General features: G+C 69.6%; 28 protein-coding genes and 1 other RNA gene. 14 read left to right on the top strand and 15 right to left on the bottom strand.

Features of this window, described 5'->3' with window-relative positions:
* Positions 1-34 precede the first annotated feature (34 nt).
* Positions 35-2,191 (bottom strand): TonB-dependent receptor domain-containing protein, encoded by a 2,157-nt coding sequence (locus tag V8J38_RS15985; protein WP_338577141.1) that lies wholly within the window; start codon positions 2,189-2,191, stop codon positions 35-37.
* A gap of 141 nt (positions 2,192-2,332) precedes the next feature.
* Between V8J38_RS15985 and V8J38_RS15980 the strand changes: the two genes are divergently transcribed.
* Entirely contained in the window at positions 2,333-2,536 is a 204-nt protein-coding gene (locus tag V8J38_RS15980; protein WP_312219866.1) for a twin transmembrane helix small protein, read from the top strand.
* Between the two features lie 29 nt (positions 2,537-2,565).
* Positions 2,566-3,138: a cob(I)yrinic acid a,c-diamide adenosyltransferase gene (locus V8J38_RS15975; protein ID WP_338577138.1), complete on the top strand. Its 573-nt coding sequence runs from the start codon at positions 2,566-2,568 to the stop codon at positions 3,136-3,138.
* 10 nt (positions 3,139-3,148) lie between these two features.
* Here the strand turns inward: V8J38_RS15975 and V8J38_RS15970 are convergent, their stop codons facing one another.
* Complete coding sequence (locus V8J38_RS15970) at positions 3,149-3,490, bottom strand: hypothetical protein (protein WP_338577136.1); 342 nt, start codon at positions 3,488-3,490, stop codon at positions 3,149-3,151.
* A 125-nt stretch (positions 3,491-3,615) separates the two neighbouring features.
* Here V8J38_RS15970 and V8J38_RS15965 point away from each other — a divergent pair, with 125 nt between their 5' ends.
* The 5 genes from V8J38_RS15965 (at position 3,616) to V8J38_RS15945 (ending at position 8,791) form a co-directional block, all read left to right on the top strand.
* Positions 3,616-4,380, top strand: coding sequence for an electron transfer flavoprotein subunit beta/FixA family protein (locus V8J38_RS15965; RefSeq protein ID WP_338577134.1), 765 nt, complete (start codon positions 3,616-3,618; stop codon positions 4,378-4,380).
* Positions 4,380-5,309: an electron transfer flavoprotein subunit alpha/FixB family protein gene (locus tag V8J38_RS15960; RefSeq protein ID WP_338577132.1), complete on the top strand. Its 930-nt coding sequence runs from the start codon at positions 4,380-4,382 to the stop codon at positions 5,307-5,309. Before V8J38_RS15965 ends, V8J38_RS15960 begins: the two co-directional genes overlap by 1 nt.
* Before the next feature lie 244 nt (positions 5,310-5,553).
* Entirely contained in the window at positions 5,554-5,835 is a 282-nt protein-coding gene (locus V8J38_RS15955; protein ID WP_338577130.1) for a DUF167 family protein, read from the top strand.
* A 115-nt stretch (positions 5,836-5,950) separates the two neighbouring features.
* Positions 5,951-7,444, top strand: coding sequence for an amidohydrolase (locus V8J38_RS15950; protein WP_338577128.1), 1,494 nt, complete (start codon positions 5,951-5,953; stop codon positions 7,442-7,444).
* Between the two features lie 3 nt (positions 7,445-7,447).
* Positions 7,448-8,791 carry an amidohydrolase family protein gene (locus V8J38_RS15945; protein ID WP_338577126.1) on the top strand — a complete coding sequence of 448 codons (1,344 nt, stop codon included), beginning with the start codon at positions 7,448-7,450 and terminating at the stop codon, positions 8,789-8,791.
* A gap of 118 nt (positions 8,792-8,909) precedes the next feature.
* On the opposite strand, the gene V8J38_RS15940 is transcribed toward V8J38_RS15945, so the two are convergent.
* Positions 8,910-9,695 carry an SDR family oxidoreductase gene (locus tag V8J38_RS15940; RefSeq protein WP_338577125.1) on the bottom strand — a complete coding sequence of 262 codons (786 nt, stop codon included), beginning with the start codon at positions 9,693-9,695 and terminating at the stop codon, positions 8,910-8,912.
* Positions 9,692-9,988, bottom strand: coding sequence for a 4a-hydroxytetrahydrobiopterin dehydratase (locus V8J38_RS15935; RefSeq protein WP_040346303.1), 297 nt, complete (start codon positions 9,986-9,988; stop codon positions 9,692-9,694). The genes V8J38_RS15940 and V8J38_RS15935 overlap by 4 nt, the downstream gene beginning before the upstream one ends.
* Positions 9,989-10,112: 124 nt before the next feature.
* On the opposite strand from V8J38_RS15935, the gene V8J38_RS15930 reads away from it, so the two are divergent.
* Genes V8J38_RS15930 through V8J38_RS15920 form a run of 3 tightly spaced genes read left to right on the top strand, consistent with a single transcriptional unit; the run spans position 10,113 to position 12,990 of the window.
* Complete coding sequence (locus V8J38_RS15930) at positions 10,113-10,898, top strand: class I SAM-dependent methyltransferase (protein WP_338577120.1); 786 nt, start codon at positions 10,113-10,115, stop codon at positions 10,896-10,898.
* Entirely contained in the window at positions 10,886-12,469 is a 1,584-nt protein-coding gene (gene ubiB, locus V8J38_RS15925) for a 2-polyprenylphenol 6-hydroxylase (protein ID WP_291782732.1), read from the top strand. Before V8J38_RS15930 ends, ubiB begins: the two co-directional genes overlap by 13 nt.
* 23 nt (positions 12,470-12,492) lie before the next feature.
* A complete protein-coding gene (locus V8J38_RS15920) occupies positions 12,493-12,990 on the top strand; it encodes a hypothetical protein (protein ID WP_291782735.1) in 498 nt (165 codons plus the stop codon).
* Between the two features lie 84 nt (positions 12,991-13,074).
* Here the strand turns inward: V8J38_RS15920 and arfB are convergent, their stop codons facing one another.
* The 6 genes from arfB to V8J38_RS15890 all read right to left on the bottom strand — a co-directional run bounded on the left by arfB (position 13,075) and on the right by V8J38_RS15890 (position 17,603).
* Positions 13,075-13,476: an alternative ribosome rescue aminoacyl-tRNA hydrolase ArfB gene (arfB, locus tag V8J38_RS15915; RefSeq protein WP_338577119.1), complete on the bottom strand. Its 402-nt coding sequence runs from the start codon at positions 13,474-13,476 to the stop codon at positions 13,075-13,077.
* A complete protein-coding gene (locus V8J38_RS15910) occupies positions 13,473-13,931 on the bottom strand; it encodes a YaiI/YqxD family protein (RefSeq protein ID WP_338577117.1) in 459 nt (152 codons plus the stop codon). Before V8J38_RS15910 ends, arfB begins: the two co-directional genes overlap by 4 nt.
* Positions 13,932-13,994: 63 nt before the next feature.
* A complete protein-coding gene (gene thrS / locus V8J38_RS15905) occupies positions 13,995-15,935 on the bottom strand; it encodes a threonine--tRNA ligase (protein WP_338577115.1) in 1,941 nt (646 codons plus the stop codon).
* Entirely contained in the window at positions 15,932-16,180 is a 249-nt protein-coding gene (gene yidD, locus V8J38_RS15900) for a membrane protein insertion efficiency factor YidD (RefSeq protein WP_024355105.1), read from the bottom strand. The genes thrS and yidD overlap by 4 nt, the downstream gene beginning before the upstream one ends.
* A gap of 80 nt (positions 16,181-16,260) precedes the next feature.
* Positions 16,261-16,731 carry an iron-sulfur cluster assembly scaffold protein gene (locus tag V8J38_RS15895; protein WP_291782995.1) on the bottom strand — a complete coding sequence of 157 codons (471 nt, stop codon included), beginning with the start codon at positions 16,729-16,731 and terminating at the stop codon, positions 16,261-16,263.
* 50 nt (positions 16,732-16,781) lie between these two features.
* Positions 16,782-17,603, bottom strand: a complete 822-nt coding sequence (locus tag V8J38_RS15890; protein WP_338577110.1) for a tetratricopeptide repeat protein — start codon at positions 17,601-17,603, stop codon at positions 16,782-16,784.
* Between the two features lie 90 nt (positions 17,604-17,693).
* On the opposite strand from V8J38_RS15890, the gene V8J38_RS15885 reads away from it, so the two are divergent.
* Together V8J38_RS15885 and V8J38_RS15880 are read left to right on the top strand one after the other, a co-directional pair.
* On the top strand, positions 17,694-19,088 hold the full coding sequence (locus V8J38_RS15885) for a leucyl aminopeptidase family protein (protein WP_338577108.1): 1,395 nt from the start codon (positions 17,694-17,696) through the stop codon (positions 19,086-19,088).
* A gap of 80 nt (positions 19,089-19,168) precedes the next feature.
* Positions 19,169-19,969, top strand: a complete 801-nt coding sequence (locus V8J38_RS15880; RefSeq protein ID WP_338577107.1) for an NlpC/P60 family protein — start codon at positions 19,169-19,171, stop codon at positions 19,967-19,969.
* Between the two features lie 76 nt (positions 19,970-20,045).
* Here V8J38_RS15880 and V8J38_RS15875 read toward each other — a convergent pair whose 3' ends face one another.
* Entirely contained in the window at positions 20,046-20,753 is a 708-nt protein-coding gene (locus V8J38_RS15875) for a c-type cytochrome (protein WP_291782756.1), read from the bottom strand.
* 148 nt (positions 20,754-20,901) lie between these two features.
* Here V8J38_RS15875 and V8J38_RS15870 point away from each other — a divergent pair, with 148 nt between their 5' ends.
* On the top strand, positions 20,902-21,624 hold the full coding sequence (locus V8J38_RS15870) for a 3-deoxy-manno-octulosonate cytidylyltransferase (RefSeq protein WP_338577105.1): 723 nt from the start codon (positions 20,902-20,904) through the stop codon (positions 21,622-21,624).
* 158 nt (positions 21,625-21,782) lie between these two features.
* Here the strand turns inward: V8J38_RS15870 and V8J38_RS15865 are convergent, their stop codons facing one another.
* The 3 genes from V8J38_RS15865 to ffs all read right to left on the bottom strand — a co-directional run bounded on the left by V8J38_RS15865 (position 21,783) and on the right by ffs (position 24,551).
* Positions 21,783-23,660: a DNA polymerase III subunit gamma/tau gene (locus V8J38_RS15865; RefSeq protein ID WP_338577103.1), complete on the bottom strand. Its 1,878-nt coding sequence runs from the start codon at positions 23,658-23,660 to the stop codon at positions 21,783-21,785.
* 57 nt (positions 23,661-23,717) lie between these two features.
* Complete coding sequence (locus V8J38_RS15860; protein WP_088410556.1) at positions 23,718-24,116, bottom strand: DUF3597 domain-containing protein; 399 nt, start codon at positions 24,114-24,116, stop codon at positions 23,718-23,720.
* 341 nt (positions 24,117-24,457) lie between these two features.
* Positions 24,458-24,551: signal recognition particle sRNA small type (gene ffs / locus V8J38_RS15855), an RNA gene on the bottom strand.
* Between the two features lie 71 nt (positions 24,552-24,622).
* Here ffs and nudC point away from each other — a divergent pair.
* Positions 24,623-25,546, top strand: a complete 924-nt coding sequence (nudC, locus tag V8J38_RS15850; protein ID WP_338577099.1) for an NAD(+) diphosphatase — start codon at positions 24,623-24,625, stop codon at positions 25,544-25,546.
* Between the two features lie 45 nt (positions 25,547-25,591).
* On the opposite strand, the gene V8J38_RS15845 is transcribed toward nudC, so the two are convergent.
* Complete coding sequence (locus V8J38_RS15845; protein ID WP_291782771.1) at positions 25,592-26,206, bottom strand: malonic semialdehyde reductase; 615 nt, start codon at positions 26,204-26,206, stop codon at positions 25,592-25,594.
* Positions 26,207-26,241 lie beyond the last annotated feature (35 nt).

The following is a 26,241-nucleotide window of genomic DNA, read 5'->3' as shown; positions in this document are numbered from 1 at the left end:
GGCCCGGTCAGTCGGGGAGGAAACTGAAAAGGGATCAGAAGGTCGTCGTCACCGACAGCCACAGACGACGCGGCTCCTGGTTGTTGGCGTATTCCGGCGAATAGGCGACGGGCGTCCCGTAGGGGGCCAGGCGGACGAAGTCCTTGTCGAACAGGTTGTAGATCGCCGCATTGACGGTCACGCGGTCGTTGACCTCGTACGAGCCGCCGATGTGGAACAGCTCATAGGCCTTGAAGTCGCCCAGGGCGTCGCGAGCGGCGCCCGCGCCGCGCCAGCGCTCCGAGCGGTACTCCCCGCGCACCCAGGTCGACAGGCGGTCGGTGGCCTGCCAGCGCAACTGGGCGTTGACCATGTGCTCGGGCGTGTCGGTCAGGGGCTGGCCGGCCTGCGAACCGGTCTTCTGCTCGCTGTCGGTGTAGGTGTAGTTGCCGTGCAGGCTCCAGGCCTCGGCGAAGCGCCAGCGGGCGGCGAGCTCCAGACCCTGGGTCGTGGCCTCGTCGATGTTCACGCTCTGGCCGAACTCGGGAATGGCCGACCAGAAACCGACGTCGACGCAACCCGTCTTGGAGTAGTCGCCGGCGTCATACTGGGCCTGGGTCAGGCCGAAGGTGCAGTTGGCGACCGGCTGGCCCGAGGCGATCTTGTCCTCGAAGTCGTTGCGGAAGACGGTGGCGTTGGCGCGGAAGGTCGAGCCGTTGTCGAAATAGACGCCGAACTCATAGGCCACGCTGGTTTCCGGGGTCAGGCCGGGGCTGCCGATCAGCGGCAGGGCGCCCTGGCGGCCGAAGCCGTTGATGCCGGGGGTCAGCTGTTCCAGGCGCGGGGTCTTGTAGCCGCCGCTGACGCCGCCCTTCAGGGTCCATTGCTCATTGGCGTTCCAGACCAGATAGGCGCGCGGGCTGACGTGGTCGCCGAAGCTGGAGTGGTCGTCGTAACGAAGGCCGACGGTCAGGGCCAGATCGTCGCGCAGCCGCCATTCGTCCTCGGCGAACAGGGCCCACTGCTCGAAGGTGAAGTTGCCGGCCGCCACGCCGTCGGTCATTTCAGCGTCCATATACTGGCCGCCGACGGTGAAGGTGTGGTTGCGCCACTGGCTGTTCAGCTTGGTGTCGAACAGGGTGGTCGTGGTCTCCAGGGTGCGGTCATCGCCGGCGCCGGGAACGCCGCGCGGGATCAGGCGGCCCAGCGTTTCGGTCTTGTTGTGCGACAGGGTCGATTCCAGCGTGCCGAAGCTGAGGCGCCAATTGTGCGCCAGCAGGTACTGTTCGCGGTTGAACTCCAGGAAGTCCTTGTAGCCGCCGGCGACGGTGTTGGTGCCCATCTGGCCCTTGGCGTTGTCGTACCACTGGCTGGCGGCGTCGATGTCCAGCCACAGGTCGTGGTCGGTGTTCGGCGTCAGGCTGAGGCGGGCGCCCAGGGTCCAGATCTCATAGGCGGTGGCGCTGCGGCCGAAACCGGTGACGTCGACCTCATCGCCGTTCACGTCGCGGTATTTCAGGTCCGACTGCTCGCGTTCGGACCACGAGCCGCGCAGCGCCAGGCCCAGGCGGTCGGCGATCAGCGGACCCGAGGCGTAGCCGTTGATCCCCCAGAAGTCGCCGAACTCGTCATCGCCTTGCAGCGTGTAGTTGGCCGAGGCGGAGCCGGTCCAGGCGTCGCCCACCTTGCGGGTGATGATGTTGACCACCCCGCCCATCGCGTCCGAGCCGTAGAGGGTGGCGACCGGGCCGCGCACCACCTCGACCCGTTCAATGGCCGAGACCGGCGGCAGGAAGCTGGTCGAGGTCTCGCCGAAGCCGTTGGGCGTGACGCTGCCGGCCGTGTTCTGGCGGCGTCCGTCGATCAGGATCAGGGTGTAGTCCGAGCCCATGCCGCGGATGTTGATGGTCTGACCGCCGGTCTTGCCGACGCCCGAACCGGTGTCGACGCCCTCGATGTTGTTCAGGATCTCGGCGATCGAGGTGGCGCGGATCTCTTCGATCTCCTCGCGCGGCAGGACGCTGATCGAGGCGGGCGCCTGGGTGATCTTCTGCTCGAAGCCCGAGGCGGTGACGACCACGTCGGCCACCTGGTGGCTCTGCTCCAGGACGTCAGCAGCCTCGTCGGCCAGGGCGGGCGCCGCGGCCCCGACGGTCATCAGGGCGGTGGCGGCCAGCAGGGACGAGCGGCGGGACGTGCGGAAGCAGGACATGGGAGCGGGGCCTTTGGAAATGAGAACGCCTCTCAACAGCGTTCGCATTCTCAGCGCAATGGGGGTGTGCGAATAGGTCGCATTTGCGCCGCGCTTCCGACACGTCTGGCGCGGAAATGCGGTCGGGCCTAAGAAGCGGGCATGGACATCATCGACATCCTGATCCTCATCGCCGTGGCCGCCGTCGCCGTCACCCTGGGCCTGGGCCTCTACAATCTGAAGCGCGGGGGCGAGGGGGCCAGCGTCCGGTCCAACAAGCTGATGCGGTTGCGTGTCGCCTTGCAGGCGGTGGCGGTGCTGCTGCTGATGATCGGCATGTGGCTGAAGCGCACCCACGCGGGCTGAGGTCGGACAGGAACAGGGGAGGGCGCGCCATGGTGACGCTGAACAAGATCTACACCCGCACCGGCGACGCCGGTCAGACGCGGCTGGCGTCGGGCGCGCCCGTGTCCAAGACCGATGCGCGGGTCGAGGCCTATGGGACGGTGGACGAGCTGAACGCCGTCATCGGCGTGGCGCGCCTGAACAGCGGCCAGAACGATCGCATCGACGCCATGCTGGGCCGCATCCAGAACGAGCTGTTCGACCTGGGCGCCGACCTGGCCACGCCGATGGAGCCGGCGCCCAAGTGGGAGGCCCTGCGCATCATCGCCTCCCAGGTCGAGCGGCTAGAGAACGAGATCGACTGGATGAACGACTGCCTCAAGCCGCTGGACAGCTTCATCCTGTCGGGCGGCTCGCCCCTGTCGGCGCATCTGCATCTGGCGCGCACGGTCTGCCGCCGGGCGGAACGGGACGCGGTGCGCCTGGTCGAATCGGGCGAGGCGGTGAACCCGGACGCCGTCCGCTATCTCAACCGCCTGTCGGACCTGTTGTTCGTCGCCGCGCGGCGCGCCAACGCCAATGGGGCCGGCGACGTCCTGTGGCGCCCCGGCGCGACGCGCTGAGGCGAAGGCCTTATTGAGACTGCAGCGCCTGGACCCGCTTGCGCTCGGCCTCGGTGGCGGCGGCGCGGGCGCGCTTGTCGGCGGCGATCTCATCTTCCAGCTTCACCAGGTCGCGGTTGCCCTCGGCCGAGGCCTCGGCGCGCGACATGCCTTCGGGGCGTTTGGTGATGTCGGGAATATAGATGGGCACGCCGCATTCGCGCGTCTCCATCGAATACCAGTGCCCCTTGGCCGCGCAGCGCTCGCCCGGATCGACCCAGAAACGCTGGAGGACGAACACGCCCGCCAGGGTCACGGCGAACAGGGCGAAGAAGATAATGCTGAGGCGACGGATCGTCAGAAAGCGTTTCATGCGGGGTCTCATAACCGAAAATTGGCCGCTGGACACGAACACAGTTCACGTAGCGTTACGTTGACAGGCCGGTTTCGTCGGTCCAATCCCTCGGCCGACATTTCGACGACCAAGTGGATAGGCTCATGAAGGTACTCGTCCCGGTGAAACGGGTGATCGACTCCAACGTCAAGGCGCGCGTCAAGGCGGACCAGACCGGCGTCGACCTCGCCAACGTCAAGATGAGCATGAACCCCTTCGACGAAATCGCCGTCGAAGAGGCCGTGCGCCTGAAGGAAGGCAAGGAACACCATGCCGCAGGCACGGCGACGGAAATCGTCGTCGTCTCCATCGGCGTGACCCAGGCCCAGGAAACCATCCGCACGGCCCTGGCCATGGGCGCCGATCGCGGCGTCCTGGTGCAGTCGGACACGGACCTGGAGCCGCTGGCCGTCGCCAAGGTGCTGAAGGCCGTGGTGGACGAGGAGAAGCCGGACCTGGTGCTGCTGGGCAAGCAGTCGATCGACGGCGACAACAATGCGGTCGGCCAGATGCTGGCGGCCCTGCTGGACTGGCCGCAGGCCACCTTCGCCGGCAGGCTGGCGATCGAAGGCGGCAAGGCGGTCGTCACCCGTGAAGTCGACGGCGGTCTGCAGACAGTCTCGGCCGAACTGCCCGCCGTGGTCTCGGTCGACCTGCGCCTGAACACGCCGCGCTATGCGTCGCTGCCGAACATCATGAAGGCCAAGAAGAAGGAGATCGCCATCAAGGCGGTCGCCGACTACGGCGTCGATACGGCCGACCGCCTCAAGGTGCTGAAGGTGACGGAGCCGCCGAAGCGTTCGGCGGGCGTCAAGGTCGCCGATGCGGCCGAACTGGTTTCCAAGCTCAAGTCCGCGGGGGTGCTGTAATGGCCGTTCTCGTCATCGCCGACCACGACGGCTCGGCCGTTCGCGACACCACCAACAAGACCGTGACGGCCGCCCTGGCGCTGTCGTCCGACGTGGACGTTCTGGTCCTGGGCAAGGGCGCGCAAGGCGTGGCTGACGCCGCCGCCAGGATCGCGGGCGTGCGTAAGGTGCTGCTGGCCGAAGGCGACGCCGTCGCCCACGGCCTGGCCGAGGCCGTCGAGGCCACCGTCCTGCCGTTGGCCGCCAACTACGACGCCATCCTGACTCCGGCCAACACCGACGGTAAGAACTTCGCCCCGCGTATCGCGGCCAAGCTGGACACGGCGCCGATCTCGGACATCGTCGAGGTCGTCTCGGCCGATACCTTCGTGCGCCCGATTTATGCGGGCAACGCGCTGGAAACGGTGCAGTCGGCCGACGCCAAGAAGGTCATCACCGTGCGCCCGACGGCCTTCGCCGCCGCCGCCGAAGGCGGTTCGGCCTCTGTCGAGAGCGTCGCCGCCGGCGAGGCGCCCAAGACCGCCTTCGTCTCCGAGGAAATGGTCAAGTCGGACCGCCCCGAACTGGGCGCCGCCAAGATCGTCGTCTCGGGCGGCCGCGCCCTGGGCTCGGCCGAAGAGTTCCACGCCGTCATGGACCCTCTGGCCGACAAGCTGGGCGCCGCTGTCGGCGCCTCGCGCGCGGCGGTCGACGCGGGCTACGCCCCCAACGACTATCAGGTCGGCCAGACCGGCAAGGTCGTGGCCCCGGCCCTCTACATCGCCATCGGCATCTCGGGCGCCATCCAGCACCTGGCCGGGATGAAGGACTCCAAGGTGATCGTCGCGATCAACAAGGACCCCGACGCCCCGATCTTCCAGGTCGCCGACTACGGCCTGGTCGCCGACTACAAGACCGCCGTGCCGGAGCTGATGGCCGCCCTGGGCTGATCGCTTCGCATGCTGAGTTAGAAGCGCGCCGGATGGGAAACCGTCCGGCGCGTTTTCTTTTATCGGCCTTCTACATCCGCTCATCCCGGCGGACGCCGGGATCCAGTAAGAGCTACGCGCTCAACCGTGGAAATCCCCCTAGGCTTCCTGCCCGGCGCCTGAAGCCAAAGCACTGGATCCCGGCGTCCGCCGGGATGAGCGGAGAGGGGTTGGCCAAAGCTGTGGATGGGGCCAAACACGTCCCATGACCGCCCGCATTCCCGTCAAGCTGACCCCGCGCGCCGCCGCCGATCGCATCGACGGCTGGGACGTCGACCCGGACGGCCGTCCGGTGCTGAAGGTCCGCGTTCGCGCCCAGCCGGTCGAGGGCGAGGCAAACGCCGCCCTGACCGCCTTCCTGGCCAAGTCGCTGGGCGTGCCCAAGCGCGACGTGACCCTGGCGCGCGGCGGCCAGTCGCGTCTGAAGATGATCGAGGTCGACGGCCTGACCGACGCGGAGGTCCGCGCGCGCCTGCCCGCCGACTGAGCGCACGACTGACTTTGCCGCGAGCGCGGCTTTTAGAGCTTTACCCTGACGGAAACACGGGATTGTATACGCGCCGTTGTCTGCCCGCAGTTCGCGGGCGCGAGGGGGCTCGCCCATGTTGTTCAGTCGCCTGCGGGGGCCAAGCCTCGCTGTTCTCACCTGCGCGCTCGGCGCGCTCAGCCTCTCGGCCTGCGCCACGACCGGCGACGCCGCGCCCAAGACCGAGACGGCCTCCGCCTCTTCGTCCAGGGATCGGATGATGGCGCCCGGCCTGGACGGCTGGGCCAACACCGACCCCTATCCCTCGACCTATCGCGGCCTGCCGCGCCAGAACATGGCCATCGTCGGCGCCACGGTGCTGACCGGCGCGGGCCAGAAGATCGAGGGCGGCGTCGTCGTCGTCACTGACGGCCGCATCGCCGCCGTCGGCGGCGCGGACACCCCGGTCCCGGCGGGTCACCAGGTAGTGGACGCGCGCGGCCGCTTCGTCACGCCCGGCATCATCGACATTCACAGCCACCTGGGCGTCTATCCCTCGCCCGGCGTGCAGGGGATGAGCGACGGCAACGAAGCCACCAACCCCAACACCGCCCAGGTCTGGTCCGAGCACTCCATCTGGCCCCAGGATCCCGGCTTCAACACCGCCCGCGCGGGCGGGGTGACGACGATGCAGATCCTGCCCGGTTCGGCCAACCTGTTCGGCGGCCGCGGCGTGACCCTGCGCAATGTGCCGTCGGTCACCATGCAGGGGATGAAGTTCCCTAACGCCCCCTACGGCCTGAAGATGGCCTGCGGCGAGAACCCGTCGCGCGTCTACGGCTCGCGCAACCAGTCGCCGGCCACCGGCATGGGCAATGTCGCGGGCTATCGCGCCGGCTTCATCGCCGCGCGCGACTACAAGGCCAAGTGGGACAAGTGGCGCGAGGACGGTCAGGGAACGCCCCCGACCCGCAATCTGCAGCTTGAGACCCTGGCGGGCGTGCTGGACGGTTCGATCCTGATCCAGAACCATTGCTATCGCGCCGACGAAATGGCGGTGATGCTCGATGTGGCCAAGGAGTTCGGCTACAAGGTCACCACCTTCCACCACGCGGTCGAGGCCTACAAGATCGCGCCCCTGCTGGCCCGTGAAGGCGTCTGCGCCGCCATGTGGACCGGCTGGTGGGGCTTCAAGATGGAGGCCCTGGACGGCATCGAGGAGAACGCCGCCCTGACCGACGCGCCCGAGGGCTCGTGCGCCGTCATCCACTCGGACGACGCCGAACTGATCCAGCGCTTGAACCAGGAAGCCGCCGCCGCCCTGTCGGCCGGTCGGCGCGCCGGGATGAACATCTCCGAAGAGCACGCCATCAGCTGGATCACGCTGAATGCGGCCAAGTCCATCGGCATCGACAAGGAAACCGGCTCGCTGGAGAGCGGCAAGCGCGCCGACGTGGTGATCTGGAGCGCCGATCCCTTCTCGATCTACGCCCGCGCCGATCAGGTCTTCATCGACGGCGGCCTGGCCTTCGATCGCCAGAACCCCGCCTTCCAGCCCGTGTCCGATTTCGAACTGGGCCAGCCCGGCTTCGGCCAGGCCGCCGCCGGCGTCGCCCAGGGAGCTCGCTGAACCATGCGTATCAAAACTCTCCTCGCGGGCGCTGTCGCGGCCATCGCCCTGACCGGCCCCGCCCTGGCGCAGGACGTCGCCATCACCGGCGGCCAGGTGCTGACCGGAACCTCGGTGATCGAGAACGGCACCGTCGTCATCCGTAACGGCAAGGTCGTTTCGGTCGGAACCGGCGGCGCGCCGGCCGGTCTGCGCGTCATCGACGCGCGCGGCAAGATCGTCACGCCGGGCTTCGTCGCCGTGGATTCCGGCTTGGCCGGGACCGAGGTCGGCTCGGTGCGGGGCTCCAACGACCTGTCGAACCGCGCCAACACCCTGACGGCGGCCTTCGACCTGTCCTATGGGCTGGACCCCTGGTCCTTCACCCTGCCGACGGCGCGGCTGGGTGGCGTCACGCGCGCCGTCGTCACGCCGCAGCACGGCGGCTCGGGCGGCGGTCACAGCCACGACGATTCCGACTTCGCCGGCGCCGGCGCGGGCGGCTTCCAGACGCCGGGCCTGTTCGCGGGCCAGGCGGCGGTCATCAAGCTGGGCGGCGCCGACATCCTGGTGAAGCCGCGCGTGGCCATGGTCGCGCCCTTCGGCGAGGCCGGCAAGGCGGTGGCGGGCGGCGCGCGCGGCGCCGAGTTCGTCCTGTTCAAGGAGACCCTGGCCGAGGTTCGGACCTACGCCCGCAACAAGGCCGCCTATGACCGGGCGGCGCTTCGCGACCTATCCCTGTCGCGGGCCGATCTGGAAGCCCTGATCCCGGTGGCCGAGGGGCGCATGCCGCTGATCGTCACCGTCAACCGGGCGGCGGACATCCAGCAGGTGCTGCGCCTGGCGCGCGAGGAAGGGGTCAAGATCATCCTCGACGGCGCCGCCGAAGGCTGGCTGGTGGCCGATGAGATCGCGGCGGCGAACGTGCCGGTCCTGCTGCACCCGATCACCAACCTGCCCTCGAACTTCGAGATGCGGGCGGCGCGGATGCAGAACGCGGCGGCGCTGAACGCGGCCGGCGTCGTCATCGCCATCAAGGGCAACGAGGGCTCGGCCCACCGCGCCCGCGACATCCGCTACAACGCGGGCAACGCCGTGTCGCACGGCCTGCCGTTCGCGGCGGCCATCCAGGCGATCACGGTCAACCCGGCGCGCATCTTCGGCTTCGACGGCCAGTTCGGCGAGCTGAAGGCCGGGGCCGCGGGCGACGTCGTGGTCTGGTCCGGCGATCCGCTGGAGCCGCTGAGCCAGCCCTCGGCCGTGCTGATCGACGGGGTGGAGCAGCCGCTGCAGGCCCGCAACCTGCTGCTGCGCGACCGCTACCGCACCGGCGGCGAAGGGGCGATGCCGCCCGCCTACGGCAACTGAGGTTCACGGCCTGAAGACGGAAGGGCGCTGCGGGAGACCGCAGCGCCCTTTTTCATTGCTCCCGACTCCCGCTCATCCCGGCGTCCGCCGGGATGAGCGGGGTATATAAGCGCGCGCGCTACTGCGCCGTCAGCCCGCCGTCGATCTTGAACTCGGCGCCGGTCACGAACTTCGACTCGTCCGACGCCAGATACAGCACGCAATAGGCCACATCGTCCGGCTCGCCGATGCGCTTCAGCGGAATGCCGCGCGCCAGTTTCTCGTGCGCGCTCGCCTCGTCCCCGCCCGCCATGGCGACGAAGGGATCGAGGATCGGCGTCTTGATGAAGACCGGGTGCACCGAGTTGGCGCGCACGTTCCAGCCCGCCTTGGCCGCCTCCAGCGCCACCGTCTTGGTGTAGAGCCAGACCGCCGCCTTGGTGGCGTTGTAGGCGCCCATGCCCGGCGCCGCCGCCAGTCCCGCGATGGATGAGATGTTGACGATCGACCCCGCGCCCGAGGCCCTGAGCGGCGCCATGGCGTGCTTGCAGCCCAGCATGACGGATTCCAGATTGATCGCCTGAACCTTGCGCCAGTTCTCCAGCGTGTCCTGCTCGGCCCACAAAAGCTGGCCGCCGATTCCGGCGTTGTTCACCAGGATGCTGAGGCCGCCCATATCCTCGACCGCCGCGCCGACGACGCGGACCCAGTCGTCCTCGCGCGTGACGTCGTGCTCATAGGCGAAGGCCGTGCCGGGGTGGTCGGCGTTGATCGCCTCGGCCAGGGCGCGGACGCCGTTCAGGTCCAGATCGCTGAGCGCGACCCTGGCGCCCTCGCGGACCAGCATCCGGGCCATGGCCTGGCCCAGCCCCCCGGCGGCGCCGGTGATCAGGGCCGCCTTGCCCGCGACGCGCCCGCCCGTCACTCGACCAGACCCTTGACCGCCGCGTCGATGAAGCGTGCCATCGCCACGTCGCGCTCGGTCACCCCGTCGGCGTCATGGGTGGTCAGCAGCACCTCGACGCGGTTGTAGACGTTCGACCACTCCGGATGATGGTCGACCTTGTCGGCCAGCAGAGCGACGCGGGTCATGAAGCCGAAGGCGGCGTTGAAATCGGCGAAGCGCAGGGTGCGCGCGATGGCCGGGCGCGGATCGTCGGCGCGGCGCCAGTCGGGCAGGCCCGCCAGAACTTCGGTCACGTCGAGGGCGGCGGTCATGGGCGTCTCCTTATGCTTTCGTCAGGCGTATCGCGGCCCCCGAGGCGCGACAAGCCGCCAGCCTGCGTCAGATGCGACGCTTCCCCGGATGACGGCGGCGACGGGAGGCGTTACACCCCCATCCATGACCCAGGCCGATCCCTCCTCCGACGCTTCCGGCAAGACCTCCTCCTTCGGCTTCCGCGACGTGGACGCGAAGGAAAAGGTGCAGATGGTGCGCGGCGTGTTCAACTCCGTCGCCTCCAACTACGACCTGATGAACGACCTGATGAGCGCGGGCGTCCACCGCATCTGGAAGGACGCCACGGCGGCCAAGCTGAACGTCCGGCCGGGCGAGGTGGTGCTGGACATGGCCGGGGGCACCGGCGACATGGCCCGCCGCTATTCCAAGATGGCCCGCGCGGCCCAGGACCGGCGCGGCGGCGAGGACGCCACCGTCATCGTCATGGACTACAACGCCGAGATGATCCTGAACGGCGTGGCCAAGGGCGGCGAGCCCGAGATGGCCTGGGGCGTCGGCGACGCCATGAACCTGCCGCTGCCGGACGCCTGCCTGGACGCCTATTCGATCAGCTTCGGCATCCGCAACGTGGCCGACATTCCGCAGGCGCTGCGCGAGGCGCGCCGCGCGCTGAAGCCGGGCGGCCGCTTCATCTGCCTGGAGTTCTCGCGCCCCACCACCGGCGCATTGAGGAAGGCCTATGACGCCTGGTCCTTCCACGCCATTCCGCGCATCGGTCAGTTGGTCGCCAAGGACCGTGATTCCTACCAGTATCTGGTCGAGAGCATCCGCCGCTTCCCGGATCAGCAGACCTTCAAGCGGATGATCGAGGAGGCGGGCTTCAGCCGCGTCAGCGTCACCAATCTGTCGGGCGGCATCGCCGCCATCCACCACGGGTGGGCGATCTGAGCCGGCTGACCTTCAACGCCCCGCCGCCGACGCCTGAGGCCCAGCCGGTGCGCCATCCGGTGGGCGCGGCCTTTCGCATGGTGCGCTGGGGCTGGGTGCTGGCGCGCCACGACGCCCTGATCCCGCGCGAGGCCAACCCCCTGCTGCCCGCCTGGGGCCGCCCCTTCGCCCGTCTGATCCAGCTGTTCGCCAGCCGCAGGCACCGCGCCGGGCGACCGGGGCAGCGCGTCGGCGAGGCCTTCGAGCATCTCGGCCCCGTCGCCATCAAGCTGGGCCAGGTGCTGGCCACCCGCGCCGACATCTTCGGCCTGCAGTTCGCCCAGGATCTGGGGCGTCTGAAGGACAAGCTGCCGCCCTTCCCGCTGGAGGAGGCCAAGCGCGAGATCGAACGCTCGCTGGGCCGTCCGGCCGAGAGCCTGTTCATCGATCTGACCGAACCGATGGGCGCCGCTTCGCTCGCGCAGGCGCATCCGGCCTGGCTGGCCGACGGGCGCAAGGTGGCGGTCAAGGTGCTGCGCCCCGGCGTCGAACGCCGCGTGGCTCAGGGGCTGGACGCCATGCGGCTGGGGGCCAAGCTGGTCGACCGCTTCGTCGAACCCGCCCGTCGGCTGGAGCCGCGCGCCTTCGTCGAGATCATCGCCCAGTCGCTGCAGCTTGAGCTGGACATGCGGCTGGAGGCGGCGGCCGCCTCCGAACTGGCCGAGGTCATGGCCAAGGACGGCTATATGTCCGCCCCCGCCGTCGTCTGGGACGGGGTGGGCAAGCGGGTGCTGACGCTGGAGTGGGCGCCGGGCCTGCCTATGACCGACCCGGCGCTGGTCGATCTGCCGGGCCTCGACAAGGACGCCCTGGCCGACAAGGTGGTGCGCGCCTTCCTGGTCCAGGCGCTGGATCACGGCGTCTTCCACGCCGATCTGCACGAGGGCAATCTGTTCGCCGACGCCCCCGCGCAGCTGACGGCCATCGACTTCGGCATCGTCGGGCGGCTGGGCCCGGCCGAGCGGCGCTACCTGGCAGAGATCCTGTGGGGCTTCATCAGCCGCGACTACGACCGCATCAGCCGCGTCCATTTCGAGGCCGGATACGTGCCGCCGCACCATTCGGTCGACACCTTCGCCCAGGCCCTGCGCGCGGTCGGCGAGCCGGTGATCGGCCGCCAGGCCAGCCAGGTGTCGATGGGCCGTCTGTTGGGCCAGCTGTTCGAGATCACGGCCCTGTTCGACATGCATATGCGCCCTGAACTGGTGCTGCTGCAGAAGACCATGGTCTCGGTCGAGGGGGTGGCGCGCCGCCTGAACCCCGATCACGATCTGTGGGAGGCCGCCAAGCCGGTGGTCGAGCGCTGGATCAAGCGCGAACTGGGACCGCAGGCCCAGATCAAGGAGACGGTCGAAGAGGCGCTGGTTACGCTGAAGGCCCTGTCGCGTCTCGTGCAGAACCCGCCGCCGTCTCAGACGTTGGTGATCGAGAAGGCCGGAACGCGGCCCTGGGTGGTCGCCGCCGTCACCGTTGCAGTCTGCGCGTCGGCGGCCGCCTTGGTGCTGACGCTTTGGCCGATGATCGTCGCCTGACGTTTCTTCGGAGCCTGCGTTTCATGAAGACCACTTCCTTCGTCGCCGTCCTGTCCGGCGTTCTTCTGCTGGCCGCCCCGGCGCTGGCCCAGACCACGGCTCCGAGCCGGGCGCCGAACCAGGGAGCGGCTGCGGCGACCCTGCCCGACGCCTTCGAGGGGGATGCGCCCGCCGCTTCGACGGCGCCCGCCTCGCCGCCGGTCGCCGGTCCCGCCGCCCAGGCGCCGGACATCGCCCGCTCGGAAGAGGCCCTGCGCCGGGTCATCGCCGCCTTCCAGGCCGATCAGATCGACTATTCGGTGTTCAGCACCGACATGGCCGAGCAGATCCGCGCCCAGTCCGGCGCGGTGGCGCCCCTGATCCAGCAGTTCGGCGCGCTGAAGACGATCGAGCATCGCGGCCAGCAGAGCGGCGCCGACATGTTCCGCGTGGTGTTCGAGAAGCAGGCCACCGACTGGGTCATCGCCTTCGACGACCAGGACCAGATCGCCGCCCTGCTGTTCCGCCCGGCCCAGGACTGAGGGCGCTCTGCGCACAGCCGTCCTCCCCCGTCCCTTCGCCGTCATCCTCGGGTTAAGCCCGAGGATGACGGAGGGTGTGGAAGGCTAATCCAGCGACGGCTTGCCGCGTCCGCTCTTGATCGAGGCGCGACTGGACTTGGCCTGCAGCCGACGCTCCTTCGACGCCCGCGTCGGCCGGGTCGGCACGCGATAGACCGGCTTGATCGAGGCTTCGGCCACCATGGCCTCCAGCCGCTCGACGGCGTCCGCCTTGTTGCGCTCCTGGGTGCGGAAGCGCATAGCGCTGATGACGATCACCCCGTCCAGCGTCAGGCGGCTGCCCGCCAGCTTCATCAGCCGCGCCTTCACCGGCTCGGTCAGGCTGGGCGAGTTCTTCACGTCGAACCGCATCTGCACGGCGGTTGAGACCTTGTTGACGTTCTGCCCGCCCGGTCCGCCGGCGCGGAAGAAGCGGAACTCGAGCTCGTCCTCGGGAATACGGCTCATGACGCGTCTCTGCGCGCCCGCACCACGGCGGCGTCCAGCGCCTGCAGGAAGCGTGAGCGATCGGCAGCGGAAAAGGGCGGCGGCCCGCTGGTCGGCACGCCCATGGAGCGCAGGTATTCGCCGATCATCCGCCCGGCCAAAGCTGACCCGATGGAGTCCGCCGTGAACGGCTGGCCGTTCGACTTCAGCGCCTGCGCGCCTGATTTCAGCACCCGGTCGGCCAGTGGAATGTCGGCGGTGATGACGATGTCGCCGCGCCGGGCGCGCTCGGCGATCCAGTCGTCGGCTGCGTCCGGCCCGGCGTCGACGACCACCTGTTCGATCAGCGGCTCGCGCGGCGTGTTGATCCAGGCGTTGGACACCACGAAGACCTTCAGCCCGCAGCGGCGCGCCACGCGATAGACCTCCTCCTTCACGGGGCAGGCGTCGGCGTCGATGTAGAGGGTGGTGGCCATGACAGGCTTATGGCCCGAGACGGGCGAGGGGAGAAGACGCGAGGCCTTCCCCCTGCCGTCATATCAGGCGACGCCGTCGCGGATGCGCTTCAGATCCGGCGCCAGGGCTTCGTCCCTCAGCATGGCGATGGCTTCCTCGACCGTGACGATGGTCTGGGCCTGGGAGCCGAAGCGGCGGATGGCGACCTTGCCTTCTTCGGCCTCCTTGCGGCCGACCACGGCGATGGCGGGCACCTTGGCGACCGAGTGCTCGCGGATCTTGTAGTTGATCTTCTCGTTGCGCAGGTCGATCTCGGTGCGCAGACCCGCCGCCCGGAACTTGGCCAGAACCTCTTCGGCGTAGCCGTCGGCGTCCGAGGTGATGGTCGCCACCACCGCCTGGGTCGGCGCCAGCCACAGCGGGAAGGCCCCGGCGTAGTTCTCGATCATGATGCCGATGAAGCGCTCGAACGAGCCCAGGATCGCGCGGTGCAGCATGACTGGGCGATGCTTCTGACCGTCCTCGGCGATGTAGGTCGCATCCAGACGCTCGGGCAGGACATAGTCCAGCTGGATCGTGCCGCAGGTCCATTCGCGGCCGATGGCGTCCTTGACGATGAAGTCCAGCTTGGGCGCGTAGAAGGCGCCGTCGCCTTCGGTGACGACCGGCTCGGTTCCGGCGGCGCGGGCGGCCTCCAGCATCTGGGCCTCGGCCTTGTCCCAGAATTCCTCGGTGCCGGCGCGCAGCTCGGGGCGGGTGCCCAGGCTGATGTATTTGGTCTCCATGCCGAGGTCGGCGTGGACCGAATAGGCCAGCTTGATGAACTCGGCCGTCTCCTCGACGATCTGGTCCTCGCGGCAGAAGATGTGGGCGTCGTCCTGGGTGAAGCCGCGCACACGCATCAGGCCGTGCAGCGAGCCCGACGGCTCATAGCGGTGACAGGCGCCGAACTCGGCCATGCGCAGCGGCAGTTCGCGATAGGAGCGCTGGCCCTGATCGAAGATCTGCACGTGGCCGGGGCAGTTCATCGGCTTGAGGCTGAGCGTCTCGCCCTCGACCGTCTCGCAGACGAACATATTGGCGCGGTACTTGTCCCAGTGGCCCGAGGCCTCCCAGAACTTGCGGTCCAGCACCTGCGGCGTCTTGACCTCGACATAGCCCGCGGCGTCCAGACGGCGGCGCATATAGGCCTCCAGCACGCGCCACAGCACCCAGCCCTTGGGGTGCCAGAAGACCATGCCCCGGCCCTCTTCCTGCATGTGGAAGAGCTCCATGGCGCGGCCCAGCTTGCGATGGTCGCGCTTCTCGGCCTCCTCGATGCGCAGCAGATAGGCGTCCAGATCCTCCTTGGTCGCCCATGCCGTGCCGTAGATGCGCTGAAGCTGGGCGCGGTTGGAATCGCCGCGCCAGTAGGCGCCCGCCAGCTTGGTCAGCTTGAAGGCCTTGCCCACGAACTTCGTCGTCGGGAAGTGCGGCCCCCGGCACAGGTCGGCCCATTCGCCCTGCTTGTAGACGGTGATCGTTTCCGTCTCGGGCAGGTCGCGGATCAGTTCGGCCTTATATTTCTCGCCGATCTTTTCGAAGTGGGCGATGGCTTCGTCGCGGTTCCAGACCTGGCGCTCCAGCGGCGCGCCCCGGTCGATGATCTCGGCCATCTTCTTCTCGATCTTGGGGAAGTCGTCGGTCGAGAAGGGCTCGTCGCGGGCGAAGTCGTAATAGAAGCCGTCCTCGATGGCCGGGCCGATCGTCACCTGGGTGCCCGGGAACAACTCCTGCACCGCCTGCGCCAGCACGTGGGCGGCGTCGTGACGGATGGTCTCCAGCGCCTCGGGGTCGTCGCGCATCAGCAGGCGGAAGTCGCCGTTCCCGTCGATGACGCGGTCCAGGTCGCGCTGCTCGCCGTTCCAGACGACCAGGGCCGCCTTCTTGGCCAGCGAGGGCGAGATGGCGGCGGCCACGTCACGGCCCGTCGAGCCGGCCGGATACTGACGCACGGCGCCGTCGGGGAATTTCAGTTCGATCATGACGGTCGTTCTTTTTCGGTCTTGGCGGGCGGAACGGGATCATAGCCCGAACCGCCGAAGGGATGGCATTTACAGAGGCGCCGCACGGTGAGCCATCCCCCCCGCACCGGACCGTGCCGGATCAGGGCGTCGCGCCCGTAATCCGAACAGGTCGGCATGAACCGGCACTGCTGGCCGATCAGGGGGGACAGCGTCAGCTTATAGCCCCGATGGGCCGCGCGGACGCTGCGTTCGTAGAGAGACATCGGTCCCTTCGCCGGGGGCTCTGTTTCGGGTTCGTCGCGCTTATCCCTCTTCACAGCAGGGGGATCAACCGACGCGCCGTTCAGGCCGCGCCGGCGAGACGAGTTCGCGTATCACTGTGGTGTTTGGCCAACGCCTGCTTCACGGCGTCCAGCGTCGCTTCCAGCGCCACCATGGTCGAGGCGTGGCGGGCGGGATAGTCGGCGACCTGCTTCAGAACGCGCAGACCCTCGAAGCGGCCCTCGGGACCGTCGCCGCCGGATTTCAGCATGGCCGACAGGGCGTCGCGCGCGGCCTCGATTTCCTGAACCGAGGCGCCGAGGATGTTCTCCCCGACCACGCCCGCCGCCGCCTGGCCCAGGGCGCAGGCCTTGACCGTCTGGGCGAAGCCGCCGACGCGGCCGTCGGCGTCCAGCACCACATCGACGATCGCCTTCGACCCGCACAGTTTGGCCACCCGCTCGGCCGAGCCTTCGGGCGCAGGCAGGCGCCCGCTGTGCGGCAGATTGGCCGCCAGCGACAGGATGCGCGCGCTGTAGAGATCGTCGATCACGGGATGAAGATAGGCGTTCACGGGCGGAAGGTGAAGAGACGCGTCGCGCCTTACCCGCCCTGCAACGACGACCACGTCCGCGCGGTCGGCGACGCTTCACCGAGCGCGGGGGCGACTGCCGCCGCGCTCTGCCCCGGCTGCATCCGCGCGGCCAGCCAGCGCAGGTTCTGGTCGGCGGCTTCCGGCGGCAGGTCGCGGCGCAGGATGGCTTCGGCTTCGGCGGTCTTGCCCTGCAGGCCCAGCGCCAGGGCCAGGTTCTGGCGCACCTGCAGCCCGGCGCCCGGCTGGGCCGCCGCGCGACGCAGCAGGATCTCGGCGGACGGCGCGTCGCCTTCGCCGATGCGGGCGATGGCGGCGTTGGTCAGGACGTCGGCGTTGTCGGGCGACAGGCGCAGGGCCTCGTTCCAGACCGCCTTGGCGTCGTCGGAGCGGCGCACCTGCTGATAGGCCACGCCCAGCAGCGACAGGGGGCGCCAGTCGCGCGGCGCCGCCGCCTTGGCCTGTTCCAGCGCGGCGATGCCGTAGAAGGCCTGCCCGCGCGCGATGTGGGCGCGCCCGACCTCCAGCATGGCCTCGACGTTGGCGGGCTGGACGACCAGCACGCCCTGCGCCGTCTCGGCCGCCTGATCGAACTGGCCCAGTTCGCGCAGGGCCTGAGACAGCTTGACCCCGGCGACCGGGTCCATCGGATTGAGCTGCTGCTCCTGGGTCCAGAAGACCGAGCGGCTGAGGGCGTCGGCGCGGTCATAGCCCGCGCGCGTTGCGGCGTCGGCAGGCGCCCGCGCTGCGGGCGCGGTCTGGCTGAGGGCCGGGGCGGCGAGGGCCAGAAGCGTCAGGCTGACGGTTGCGGCGAGGGCGGCGTTGCGCGACATGGAAGGGGTCCGTGGCGGTTCTGCCCCTAGGGTCGCGCCGACGGGTCAAGGTTTGGTTAATCGGCGTTAAGCGTCGGAAAGGTCGCCCTCATGTCCCCTCAGTCCGAACTGCTGATCGCCGCTTCTGAGACCGCGCGCCCGGTCCGCATCGTCAAGGCGGGCGCGGCGCTGGAGGGACGCATCGCCGCCTGGGCCGAGGCCAACGGCTTCACCGGCAAGGCGGGCCAGCTGCTGATCGTCCCCGACGCCGACGGCGCGCCGGAGCAGGCCCTGTTCGGCGCTGGCGAGGCCTTCGACCCCATGACGGCCCGCGGCCTGCCGACGCGGCTGCCTGCGGGCGATTGGCGGTTGGAGGGCGTCGAGGGCGAGGCGGCTCATTCGGCGGCTCATTTGGCGGCTCTGGCCTTTGCGCTGGGGGGCTATCTGTTCGACCGCTACAAGGCCCGGCCGGAGCGCGGCCGCGCCCGTCTGGTCGCGCCGGACGGCCTCGACCTGAAGGCGACGCTGAACATCGCCGCCGCCTGCGCCCTGACGCGCGAGATGGTCGACACCCCCGCCGCCGACATGGGGCCGCTGCAACTCGAAACCATCGCGCGCGAGATCGCCGAGGGCGCGGGCGCGAGCCTGACCGTCACGACCGGCGACGCCCTGCTGGAGGAGAACTATCCGGCGGTCCACGCCGTCGGCCGCGCCGCCGCACCGCACCGGGCGCCGCGGGTGCTGGAGATCGGCTGGAATCTGGACCAGGCGGACCTGCCGCTGGTCGCCCTGGTCGGCAAGGGGGTGGTGTTCGACACCGGCGGTCTGGACCTCAAGGGCGCCGCCGGGATGCGCAACATGAAGAAGGACATGGGCGGCGCCGCCCACGCCCTGGCCCTGGGCCGCCTGATCATGCAGGCCGGTCTGCCGGTGCGGCTGGTGGTGCTGGTCGCGGCGGTCGAGAACGCGGTGTCGGCCGACGCCTTCCGGCCGGGCGACATTCTGAACAGCCGCAAGGGCCTGACCATCGAGATCGGCAACACCGACGCCGAAGGGCGGTTGATCCTGGCCGACGTCCTGACGCGGGCGGGCGAGCACCAGCCGGACCTGACGCTGGACTTCGCCACCCTGACCGGAGCCGCCCGCATCGCCCTCGGCCCCGAACTGCCGCCGCTCTACACCGACGACGACGCCCTGGCCGAGGGCGTGCTGAACGCCGGTCGGGTCGTGGGCGACCCCCTGTGGCGGATGCCGCTGTGGGCAGGGTATCGCGCTTCTCTGGACAGCGAGATCGCCGACGTGCGCAACGATTCCGCCGCCTGGGCCCAGGCCGGGTCGGTGACGGCGGCCCTGTTCCTGCAGAAGTTCGCCCCGACGACCGGCAGTTGGGCGCACATGGACGTCTTCGCCTGGAATCCGCGCGCCCGTCCCGGCTGGCCCGAGGGCGGCGAAGCCCAGGCCATCCGCGGCTGCTTCCGCTACCTCAGCGAGAAATTTTCCAAATAGCCAAGGCTGTTAACGCCCCCTTCGGGATCGGCGCCTAGGGTAGGCGGCTCGAATTATCCGAGCCGTCGAGAGACCGCCGCTTGACCGATGTCCTGGCCCTGCTGCCGCCTGGCGCGCCCCTGATCCTTCGGGACGGGGACCGCGTGGTGCTGGCCGAACAGGCGCTGGAAGGCCTGATGCGGGCCGAGGCCTATCGCCGGACCGACCCCGCCCACTGCCGTCTGCCGGTCGCCGACATCGTCGCGGACGACGGTCAGCGCATCGACCAGCTGCTGTTCGGCGAGGCCTTCGACATTTTGGAACGCAGTCAGGACCGCGCCTGGGGCCGCGCCCGACGCGACGGCGTGGTCGGTTGGGTCTCGCTGGAGGCCCTGGCGTCCGGCGCGCCCCTGGCGACGCGCCGCGTCGCCTCCGTCTCTGCCGCCCTGCCGCTGAACGCCCTGATCGGCGACGATGCTCAGGGCGTGGCCGACAGCGACCTGCAATCCATCGGCGCGTTCGAACGCGACCTGGTCGCCGTGGCCGAGCGCCTGCTGGGCCGCCCGCACGCCCTGGGCGCCCGCTCCTCGCTGGAGATGGACTGCTCGGGCCTGGTGCAACAGGCTCTGCTGGCCTGCGGCCGGCCCGGCCCGCGCCGCGCCGCCGATCAGGCCGGTCTCGGCCGCGCCGTGTCGCGAGAGGACGCGCAGCGCGGCGACCTGGTGATCTGGCTGTCGTCGGCCGAAGGCGACTGGACCGGCCATTCGGCCCTGATGCTGGACGCCGAGCGCATCATCCACGCGACGGGCGCGCGCGGCGGCGTGGTGGTCGAGACCCTGGCCGAGGTCGAGGCCCGCCTGGCCGCCGACGGCTTCGCCTCCGCGCTCTTCCGCCGGGTCTGAGCCTCAACCTGATCCCTGAAACGAAGAAAGGCGGCCCGAGAGCCGCCTTTCCGTCGTCTGTCCTGTCCGTCGGCCCTCAGGCGTCCGGCGCCGGGTTCGTCGCCTGGGTCGCAGGCGCGTCGACGGCCGGGGCGTCAGCCGGAGCCGAACCGGCTTCGGTCGCGGCGGCGCCTTCAGCGGCCGGGGCCTCGCCTTCGCCTTCGGCCGGAGCGGCGGCGCCGGGTTGGCGCGCGGGGTCCGGCGCCGGAATGGCGTAGCCGCCCGAGCCTTGCGAGCGCAGCCAGGCGATCAGGTTGATGCGGGTCTTCTCGTCGCGGATGCCGGCGAACGACATCTTGGTGCCCGGCACATAGCGGCCCGGCGCGTTGATGAAGTGGTCCAGCTCGTCGTAGTTCCAGGTCGGGGCCTCGGCCTTGTGCTTGGCCATGGCGTCCGAATAGGCGAAGCCCGCGCGGTGCATGGCGGGGCCGCCGACCACGCCGAACAGGTTCGGGCCGATGCCGTCGGCGCCGCCCGAGTTGACGGTGTGGCAGGCCTGGCAGCGCGCGAAGGCGGCCTCACCGGCGGCCAGGTCGGCGGTCGGCAGGACCGTGCCCCAGTCGATCGGCAGGACGGCTTCGGCCGCGCCTGCGGCCGCTTCATCCGGCGCGTCCACGAAATAGCCCATCTTTTCGGGCTGCTTGGTGTGGTAGACCATGCCCGAAACCTGCTGGACCACCAGGATCGCAAAGGCGGTGCCCAGGCACGCGCCCATAATCTTGTTCCACTTCAGATCGCCGCTCATTCCGCGTCGTCGCATCCCGTCTCTAGATGAGCCCCCCGACCGCGAAGCGGCGTTCAGGCGTATTCTTGCGTGGGCGTCTCTTACACGCTAGCGCGACCTTCGCAACCGGCCCGGACGTTTCCGGGTGTTTTCAAGGCGCTGGGCGACCATGAATCCGCTGATAATGATACCCGCTCGCATGGCGGCGACCCGTCTGCCCGGAAAACCCCTGGCGGACATCGGCGGCAAGCCGATGATCGTGCGCGCCTGGGAGCAGGCCATGGCCTCGGGTTTCCGCGTCGCCGTGGCGGCGGGCGACCCGGAGATCGTCGCGGCGGTGCAGGCGGCGGGCGGCGAGGCGGTGCTGACCGATCCCGACCTGCCCAGCGGCTCGGACCGCATCCTGGCGGCCGCCCAGGCGGTCGATCCCGACGGCGCCCATGAGGTGGTCATCAACATCCAGGGCGACATGCCCTTCGCCTCGCCGGACCTGGCCAGGGCCTGCGCCGAACTGCTGGCGCGCGAATCAGCCTGCGACATCGCCACCCTGGTCGCGGCCGAGGCGGATGTCTCGGACCGGACCAATCCCGATGTGGTCAAGGCGGTGCTGGCCCTGCCGGACGGCGGGACCAGCGGCCGCGCCCTCTACTTCACCCGTTCGACGCTGTACGGCGAGGGCCCGGTCTGGCGTCACGTCGGCATCTACGGCTACCGCCGCGAAGCCCTGGCCCGCTTCTGCGCCGCCCCGCCGTCGCCGCTGGAGAAGCGCGAAAAGCTGGAGCAGCTGCGCGCCCTGGAGATGGGGCTGCAGATCTGGGCCTCGGTGATCGGCGAAGCGCCGCTGTCGGTGGACAACCCGGCCGATCTGGAGGCCGCGCGGGCGCTGGCCTGAATATACGCTCCGTCACCCTCGGGCTTGTCCCGAGGGCCCCAGGGTGGAGCCAGTCACGGTCGTGGACGCATTGACGCCGTGCTCAAACGTTCAGACGTCTGCGGCACGCCCAACGATGGGCCCTCGGGACAAGCCCGAGGGTGACGTGGAAAAGGGGATCAGTCGTCGTCGCCCGTCTCGCCGTCGTCGGGGATGGCGGGCATCTCCACGGCCGGGGCCAGGGTGACGATCTCCTTGATCTCGGCGCCGGGAAAGGCCTGCATGATCGACACCACGAAGGGGTCCGCCTCGACCGCCGCGCGGCGGGCGGCGCGGGCCTTTTTCTCGACCTCGATCAGGGTCTCGCCGCCGCCCTGTCCGTTGGCGGCGATCAGCCAGGTGCGGCCGGTCCATTCCTTCAGCCGCCCGGCCAGACGCCGCGCCAGATCGTGGGGCGAGCCCTCGGCCGGTTCATAGGTGATGGCGCCGGGGCGGAAGCTGACGACGCGGACGTAGCGCTCCACGTCCATCTGCAGGGTGATCTCGCGCTTCTCGCCGATCAGGGCGACCACGGCCTCGAAGCTCTGCGGGTCGGGCAGGGCGGGCGCCGCCATCGGCCGCGCCGCCAGCATGGCCGAGGCCCCGCCGCCCCCGCCGCCTGAGCCGCCGCCGCGAGGGCCGCCCGCGCCGCCGCCGGGCACGCCGCCCGACTGGATCGCCTTCAGCGCCTCTTCCGGTCCGGGCAGGTCGGCGGCGTAGGCCAGCCGCACGATGGCCATCTCCACCGCATCGGCCGGATTGGGCGCGCGCCGCACCTCGTCCAGCGCCTTCAGCAGCATCTGCCACGTCCGCGACAGCGTCCCGGCCGAAATGGCCGCGCCCAGCGCCGCCAGCTTCTGCGCCTGATCGCCGGGCAGGCGGGTGGCGTTCGACCCCAGCATCTTGGCGACCGAGGCCGCGTGGCAATGCTCCAGCAGGTCGCCCGCCACCTGCACCGGGTCGGCGCCGTAGCCATACAGGGTGCGGAAGGTCGTCAGCGCCTCGGCCGTCTTGCCCGCCATCGTCTGCTCGAACAGGGCGATGGTCTGGGTGCGGTCGGCCAGACCCAGCATGTCGCGCACCGTGGCCGTCTCGACCACCGCGCCGCGCTCGGCCTGAACCAGCGCCTGATCCAGCAGCGACAGGCCGTCGCGCACCGAGCCTTCGGCCGCGCGCGAAATCAGCGCCAGGGCCTCCTGCTCGATCTTCATGCCTTCGCGTTCGGCGACGCGGCCCAGATGGCCGACCAGAATCTCCGGCTCGACCCGGCGCAGGTCGAAGCGCTGGCAGCGGCTGAGGATCGTCACCGGCACCTTGCGGATCTCGGTGGTGGCGAAAATGAATTTGGCGTGGGGCGGCGGCTCCTCCAGCGTCTTCAGCAGGGCGTTGAACGCCTGCGTCGACAGCATGTGGACCTCGTCCAGCACATAGACCTTGTAGCGGGCCTCGACCGGCGCGTAGCGGACGCTTTCCAGGATGTCGCGGATGTCGTTGACGCCGGTGTGCGACGCCGCGTCCATCTCCATGACGTCCATGTGCTGGCCCGCCATAATGGCGGCGTCGTGCCGCCCGGTGGGGCTCAGGGCCAGGGACGGCTTGTCGATGGTCTCGGTTTCGTTGTTGAGCGCGCGGGCCAGCAGGCGGGCGGTCGTCGTCTTGCCGACGCCCCGCACCCCGGTCAGCATGAAGGCGTGGGCGATCCGCCCCGTGGCGAAGGCGTTGGTCAGGGTGCGGACCATCGCTTCCTGACCGATCAGGTCCTCGAACGCGCGCGGCCGGTATTTGCGGGCCAGAACGGTGTAGGCCTCGCCCTCGGCGGGCGGGGCCTCGAAAGCCTTGGGAGCGGGCGCAGGCGCGGGCTCCGCCTTCGGTTCAGGCGCGGGTTCGGCCGCAGCAGCAGGCGCAGCGGACGGCGGCGGGGCGCCGAACATGTCGTCGGTGTTGGGGTCGCGCTCCTCGATTTCGGGCGCGTCTTCCTCCCACGGAGGACCATCGAGACTGTGATCGGCGTCGCTCATGGCCCTGTCTTAGCGCGAAGGGGCGCTGTCGCGCACCCCCTCGCGCCGCTGAGAGGTTCAGAGATCGGTGGGCAGTTGGCCGCCGTTGTCGCGGATCTTCTGGATCACCTGCTTGTGCAGCCAGATATTCATGCTGGCGCTGTCCGACTTGTCGCCGGTGTAGCCGAGTTCGTCGGCCAGCTCCTTGCGCTCGGCCAGCGAGGATTCCAGGCCGATCAGCTTCATCAGGTCGACGATGGAGGTGCGCCAGTTCAGCTTCTGCGCGCGCTGCTCGTTCATGAAGTCGAGGATGCCGGCGACGTCGACTTCGGCTGCGGGCTGGGGCGCGACAGCGGCTGCGGTGGGCGCGGGCGCCGGGGTGGGGGCCGCCGCTTCGGGCGCGGGGGCTGCGGGAGTCGCCGCCGGGGCTTCCTTCTTCCTGAAGACGCCGCCGAGAATCTTGCCGAGAATGCTCATTCGCCTGCTCCTGATGAGGGGATCGAAGCCCTTTCAGCGAATGAGGCGCGGCCCGGTTCCGTGAAGCTTGCACGACGGCTTCTCCCTTGCCGTCATCCTCGGGCTTGACCCGAGGATCCAGCCACCGCCGACGGCGGCTGGACAGGGCGATGCGCGCTCACACGTCTGGCGGACGCGGTTCTGGATCCTCGGGTCAAGCCCGAGGATGACGGCGGTGGGGGCGGGAGGCGGGAGGAGACGCCAACGCGCTCAAGCAGCGAGTGACCGCGTTGCGAGCGATAGCGCACAAAAAAAGCGCTCAAGTCGTGAGCGCCCGCGGCGCGAACATAGCGCCCTAAAAATAAGGTGGAGACCGCGACCCGAAGGGGAATTCGTTGTGGCTGCTGCCTTCCGGCCCTGACCAGGTTGGCGAAGCCTTCGCCCGCGATCTCCGAGAGGGGATATGACGGCGGACGGCGCGGGAATCAAGCCCTCCCCTGCGCGCGCTGTCGGGGCTATGAAGCGCCATGCCCTATCGCAACGCCTTTTCCGGCAATCCGCTCGACCGCTCCGGCGACCTTCGCAACGACGCCGCCTGGCTGGCCGAGCAGGAGGCCAACCCCGAAGCCCTGGCCATGATCCTGTGGGAGGGCCGCCCCTTGGTCGAAACCCATGAAGGGGCCGAGCGGCTGGTCTGGCTGTCGCTGGCCCACGCGCGCGACATGGCGCGCGACCGCGACGTCTTCCTGGGGCTGTGGAAGGGCGCGCCGGTCTTCGCCGCCGAATTCGAGGGCTCCATCGACCCGACCACCGGGCCGGCCGGGGGGCTGGGCCGTTTCGTCGAGATGCGCGAGGCGGCGGTGGTTCTACCCGAGACGGACGCCGCCATCGCCGCCACGGCCAAGAGCCTGTTCGACTGGCGGCGCCGCCACGGCTTCTGCGCCGCCTGCGGCAAGGCGTCGGACCAGGCCTCGGGCGGCTGGAAGCGCGTCTGCCCGGCGTGCGGGACGGAGCATTTCCCGCGCGTCGACCCCGTCGTCATCATGCTGCCGGTCTATAAGGGCGGGGCCGAGCCCGTGTGTCTGCTGGGCCGTCAGGCCGCCTGGCCGGTCGGTCGGATGTCGGCTCTGGCCGGCTTCATGGAGCCGGGCGAATCGATCGAGGAGGCCTGCGCCCGCGAGGTGATGGAGGAGGCGGGGCTGACGGTGTCGACCGTCGCCTACCACTCCAGCCAGCCCTGGCCCTTCCCCGGTCAGTTGATGATCGGCCTGATCGCCGAGGTCACGACCGACGAGGCCGCCCCCGACCAGACCGAGTTGGAGGCCGTCGCCTGGCTGACCCGCAGCGAGGCGCGGGCCGTTCTGGACGAGACCCACCCGACCATCCACGCCCCGCCGCCCTACGCCATCGCCAGGCGGCTGCTCGAGACCTGGGCTCGGGGCGAGGACTAGGCCCTCGGGACAAGCCCGAGGGCGCCGGCCTTATAGCGGCAGATCTTACAGGATCTGGGCCGCTTCCTCGAAGTCGAGGCGGGGCGAGCGGGGGAACAGGTTCTCGTCCGTGCCGTAGCCCAGGTTCATGATGAAGTTCGGCTCGACATTGCTGTCGGGGAAGAACTCGGCCTTCACCCCCGCGGCGTCAAAGCCCGACATCGGCCCCACGTCCAGACCCAGGGCGCGCGCGGCGATGGTCAGATAGCCGCCCTGCAGCGAGGCGTTGCGGAAGGCGGCCTCGCGGCGGCCCGCCTCTTCCGGGAACCAGTCGCGGGCGCCCGGCGCGTGCGGGAACAGCTTGGGCAGGGTTTCGTGGAAATCGACGTCCTGGGCGATGATCAGATTGACCGGCGCAGCCAGGGTCTTGGCGCGGTTGCCTTCGGCCATGTGCGTCGACAGCCGGGCCTTGGCCTCGGGCGAGGTGATGAAGACGAAGCGGGCCGGGGTCATGTTGACCGCCGTCGGGCCGAACTTGGTCAGGTCGTAGAGCTTGCGGATCAGGTCTTCGGACACGGGCCGGTCGCTCCAGCCGTTGCGCGTGCGCGCCTCGGTGAACAACTGGGCCAGAACGGCGTCGGAAACCGGAAGGTCGCGGGCGGAAAGGGCGTCAAAGGCCATCAGGGCTTCTCCAGAAAACTGATTGGTAACTTCAA

Origin of the sequence: Brevundimonas olei (genome assembly GCF_037055245.1) — a bacterium.
Classification (GTDB): domain Bacteria; phylum Pseudomonadota; class Alphaproteobacteria; order Caulobacterales; family Caulobacteraceae; genus Brevundimonas; species Brevundimonas olei.
This window is presented reverse-complemented; position numbering and strand designations above follow the sequence as displayed.